2 protein-coding genes are annotated in these 5,376 nt (G+C 69.6%); both read left to right on the top strand.

Annotation, left to right across the window (positions count from 1 at the left end; genetic code table 11):
* Positions 1–424 precede the first annotated feature (424 nt).
* Positions 425–2,881 carry a Helicase associated domain protein gene (locus AB0L33_RS30575; RefSeq protein WP_365686581.1) on the top strand — a complete coding sequence of 819 codons (2,457 nt, stop codon included), beginning with the start codon at positions 425–427 and terminating at the stop codon, positions 2,879–2,881.
* Positions 2,882–3,457: 576 nt separating this feature from the next.
* On the top strand, positions 3,458–5,376 hold a 1,919-nt coding region (locus AB0L33_RS30570; protein ID WP_365686574.1), incomplete at its 3' end, for a tetratricopeptide repeat protein.

Here is a 5,376-nt window from a genome sequence, read left to right as displayed (position 1 = left end):
CCTCCGCTTCGCTCCACCCCGAACTGCGGGGCGGGTCCGCTTCGCTCCCCCACCCGGTTCCGGCTCTGCCGGAACAGCTGGCTACACGATGACGGCGCATCACCGCTGTTCTGTGTAGAATCCCGAGAACACAGCCACCCCCAGGACGTGACACCACATCACCCCGCCCGAGCGCCGGCCCCTGGTGGCAAGGGTGCGGATTCCGCTGCGCTCCACCCGCACCAGACAGGCCATCACTCGCTTCTAACCCTGGAACGAGATGCCCGAAACTCCTCTGGTGACCACCGACCCGCTAAGATGATACCCGTGCATCGCCCGCACATGATCCGCATCGTGCATCACTGATGTGCTGTGTAGCATCCCGAACAGATCGCCACCTCCTCCAGAGCCTTCGACCCCCCTCTTGGATTCCCGGAGATCCGATATGCCGAGTGCAGATAAATTCACGCTCCGACCTCACCAGATCGAAGCTGTCGATGCTGTCGTGCGTGGGCTTGATATCCCGCCGGGGAAGAAGATTCCGCAGGCCGGTCTACGGGCCACTGTGGTGGCGGCATGTGGCACGGGGAAGACGTTCATCGCTGCGCACTCCGCGCTTCGACTGGCCCGCAACGGGCGGGTCCTGGTCCTCCTGCCGACCCTGGACCTGCTGACGCAGACGGTGCGGGAATGGCGGGCGGCCGGCCACCACGGCCCCGCCGTCGCGGTGTGCTCGCTGGAGGACGACCCGCACCTGTGGGACCTCAAAGTGCGCTCCACGACGAGCGCCCCGCAGCTGGCGCTGTGGCATGGGCGGGGGCCGGTGACCGTGTATGCCACCTACGCCTCCCTGCCCGTCCTGGCGGAGGCGCATGAGGGGACGTACGGGCTTCCCATGGACGTGTTCGACCTAGTGGTCGTCGACGAGGCGCACCGCACCAGTGGCTCGGCGGGGAAGGCGTGGGCCGCGGTTCACGACCAGGACGTCATCCCTGCCATGCGCCGGCTCTACATGACCGCCACACCCAGGATCTGGAAAGAGCGGCCACCTCGGCTCTCCTGGGCGGAGCGGCAGGACAGGGCGGGGGTGCTGCGGGACCGGCTGCCGCAGGAGCTGGCCTGCTCGATGGATGATCCCAAGGTGTTCGGGCCTGTCGTCTACGAGCTGTCGCTCGCATCGGCGGTGTCCCGGGGCTTGCTGGCGCGGTATCAGATCGTGGTCGTGGAGCTCACCGACCCGGTCGTCACCCCGGCCCGGCTGGCCGGGCCGCAGAAGCGGGACGAGGAAGTCCGCGGCGAACGCATGGGCGCGCTCCAGGCGGCGTTGCTGGAGACGATGGCTGAGCACGGGCTGCAGACCACGATCACCTTTCACCACCGCACTGTCGAAGCAGCCGCGTTCGCGGGAGGGCTGGGCCGGGTGGCGAAGCGGCTTCACGCGGCGAACCGGGAGCGGTATCCGGAGCGGGTGTGGGCGAACTGGTTGTGCGGGGATCATGAGGCCGGCCACCGGCGCCGGGTCCTCGCCGACTTCGGTCGGCGCGCGGGGCGTGCTGTTCTGTCCAACTGCCGGGTCCTGGGTGAGGGGGTCGACATCCGCGCCGTTGACTCCGTCGCCCTCCTCGACCCGAAGGGGTCGGCCGTCGACATCGTCCAGGCCATCGGCCGGGCGTTGCGGCAAAAGCCGGGAGAGGGGAAGATGGCGACGCTGATCGTGCCTGTCTTTCTCGCGCCGGGTGAAAAGCCGGAAGACATGCTCACCTCCAATTCATATAGGCCCTTGGTGAAGGTTTTGGAGGGGCTGCGGGCGCACGATGAGCGTGCTATCGAGCTGCTTGCTATTCCGCAGGAACAGCGGAAGGAGGTCGTTGATCCGTCGCCTCCGATCGGCCCCCCGCCGGAGGAGGGTCAGGAGGACACGCGGCCGCTGCTGCGGTTCGCCGCCCCCAGGGATCCGGTGATGATCGCGAAGTGGGTGCGGTTCAACGTCATCAGCACCGAACGCCAGGACTGGCAGCGCGGCTACGACGCCGCCCGCCGCTACTTCGAGCGCGAAGGCGACCTGGAGGTGCCCTACGAGCACACCGAGGGCGCCTACCCGCTCGGCAGGTGGCTGTCCGACCAGCGACGCTCCTACCGGGCCGGGACCATGAACGGTGAACGCGCCGACGAGCTCGAAGAGCTCGGGATCGTGTGGGACACCGCCGACGCCGCCTTCGAGGAGAACCTCGCCGCCGCCCGCGCGTACTACGCCGAGGCCGGGACGCTAGCCGCACCCCGGCAAGCCACCGCCCTCGACAAGCCCATCGGGCAATGGCTCACCAATCTTCGCCGGCCCGGCGGACTCGGCAAAGACGCCGACCGGGCACGGCGGCGGGCGGAGCAGCTCGCCGCGATCGATCCGGACTGGAACCCGCGGCTGCTGGGCTGGACCGTGGACTGGCAGCGCTGCTACGTCGGCCTGGCCGTCCTCCTGGACGCCGGGAACACGCTGGCGGACATCCAGCCCGGCGTGACCTACCGGGGAGACGACATCGGCCGCTGGACCGCCCGGCAGACGCGGGACTGGGCGCAGCTCAACGCAGAACAGCGGCGGCGGCTGGAGGAGCTGGGGGTGCGGCCGCGGGCGGCTGTAAAGGCCCGTGGGGGCGCAGCCCGAGGCACGGCGAAGGCAAGGGGCGGAAAAGGTTCCGAAGCCTTCCACCGGGGCGTTCAGGCCCTGCGGCAGTACATCGCGCGGGAAGGGAAGACCACCGTCGGGCGGCAGCACGTTGAAGAGCTGCCGGACGGGACTTCCGTACGCCTGGGTGTGTTCCTCAGCAACCACAAGAGCAGACGCGACCGGCTGAGCGAGGACCAGCTCGCCGCCCTCGCCGACTTGGGGCTGGAGTGGGCGGCGTAACCGAACAGTAGGCGGGGGCCGCCCGCCGAAGGCCGGGGTTCGCTGTCGCAGACATGGGCAGCCAGAAACCTCGGTGCTGGGCTGGCTCTGACCGCTCGGCGCTATCGTTGTACCCCCCTTTCAGTGAGGGGGTGTTAATAGGAACGAGGGCGGGGCTGTGGCAGTTTCGGGAGCAGCGCGGGTTGTTGTGTGGGTGGTCGCTGCAGTGGCCGGGGCAGTGTCGGCGGGGCTGATCGTGGCGCTACTGGTGAACCCTGACATGGCGGACCGGACCGCCAGTGTGACCGGTGCAGTCGTCGGGCTCGCCGGCTTCGTCGTGGCCGTCGTGGCCCTCGTCCGCCCGCCGGGGGGTGGAGGCTCATCGGGTGGCCGTCGGGTGCGTGCGGGGCGCGGAGGGATCGCTGCCGGCGGGAACGTGGCCGGTAATGCGGTCGGGGACCGTTCCCGTGTAGTCGGGCCTTCGGGCACTCCCGGGGCCCGGTCTGCGGGTGGCGGGAATGTCCGTGCTGGGCGTGACGGGCTCGCGGCCGGCGGGGACGTGCGTGACAACGCCCTCGGCGACGATAGCGAACGCCGATGACCCCCCTGTGGCCACGCCGCCGCAACGACGACAGCATGCCTGTGGCAACGGCCACCGCGAATACCCTCCCCGCGTCCCGGCCGGATCCTGACGGGCCCGGGCAGGTAATCGTCGGGGACGGGGGTGTGGGGGCAGGGCGCGACGTCTCGTACAACGCGATCGGTGACAACAGCCAGGTCGTCGACAACCGGCAGTACTTTCTCCCGGCCCCGACGAAGGATGTGTCCTGGCCGGTGGAGATCGGTGGGATTCCTGCGCTCGCGACTGCATTCCAGCCGCGTACAGGAGTGCGTGAAGAGATCGACACTGCACGCCGGGCGGGAGATGCGGCAGTGCTGACGCAGGTCCTGTCCGGTGGTGGCGGGGTGGGGAAGTCCCAGCTCGCTGCCAAGTACGCGAGCGAAGCCCTCGGCGACGGGACCGATCTCGTCCTGTGGGCGGCCGCAGCCGAGACCGAACAGGTCATCACCCGCTATGCGCAGGCCGCGCGCCTCGTCTCAGCCCCCGGAGCAAGCGGCGAGGACCCTGAGGACGATGCTAGGGCGTTCCTGTCGTGGCTGGCGACGACCGAGCGGCGGTGGCTCGTCGTGCTGGACGACATCACCGACCCCGCCGCGATGGCGCCATGGTGGCCGGCGAGCAGGACGGGCACAGGGTGGGTGCTGGCTTCTACCCGACTGCACGACGCCGCCCTCACCGGGAACGGGCGCCGCCGCGTTCCCATCGACGTCTACACCCCGGGCGAAGCCGCCGCCTACCTCCGCGGCCGGCTCAGCGACGATGGCGCCGCGCACCTCCTGTCCGACAGCGTCGAGGACCTCGCCGCCGCGCTCGGGCATCTGCCGCTCGCCCTCGGCCACGCCGCGGCGTACATGCTCAACCAGGACATCACCGTCACCGAGTACCTGGCCCTCTTCAACGACCACGACCGACGCCTGGACCAGCTGCTTCCCGAGGGCGCTGACGCAGAGGGTTACGGGCGGCAGGTCGCCGCCACGCTCCTGCTCTCCCTCGACGCCGCGCAGCGCACCGAGCCCGCCGGCCTCGCCCGACCCGCGCTGCGACTCGCCGCCCTGCTCGGCCCAGCAGGACACCCCCACGACCTGTGGAACACACCCACTGTCCTCACCTACCTCGGCCAACAGTCCGAGCCCTCCGACAGCAACACGGCCGCCGATGAAAGCCGTGAACCGGTCAGTGCGGAACAGGCCGGGGCGGTGCTACGGGTCCTGCACCGCTACGCGCTGATCAGCAGCGACCGCAGCCAACACCCCCACACCGTCCGCGTCCACGCACTCACCGCCCGCGCCACACGCGAAGCCACACCCAAAAAAGCACTGCCCCACCTCGCGCACACAGCCGCCGATGCCCTCCTAAACATCTGGCCCAGCATCGACCAGACTGTGCCCGATCTGGCCACGGCCCTGCGCGCCAACGCCGAACACCTCCAGCAACACACCGGCGACCACCTCTGGCAGCCAGGCGGTCATCAGCTCCTCTACCGCCTCGGCGTCAGCCTGCACAACGCGGGCCTCACAGCCGCGGCCGTCACCTATGGAGAACGACTCGCCGCCACCAGCGAGCAGATCCTTGGACGTGACCACTTCAATACCATCAGCGCCCGCCAAAACCTCGCCAACTCGTACTCAGACGCCGGACGCACGGGGGAGGCGACCGCCCTTCGCGAGAAGGCCCTCGCCGACTTCGAACAACTCCTGGGACCCGACCACCCCGACACCCTCCGCGCCCGCGCCAGCCTCGCCATCTCCTACTCGAACGCTGGACGCACCACCGAAGCCACCACCCTCCAAGAAGGCGTCCTCGCCGACTTCGAACAACTCCTGGGACCCGACCACCCCGACACCCTCCGCGCCCGCGCCAGCCTCGCCATCTCCTACTCGAACGCTGGACGCAC

It is taken from the genome of Streptomyces sp. NPDC052299, from assembly GCF_040679335.1.
Taxonomy (GTDB): Bacteria; Actinomycetota; Actinomycetes; order Streptomycetales; family Streptomycetaceae; genus Streptomyces.
Note: the sequence above shows the minus strand (reverse complement) of the source record. Positions and strands in the feature narration are given on the sequence as shown.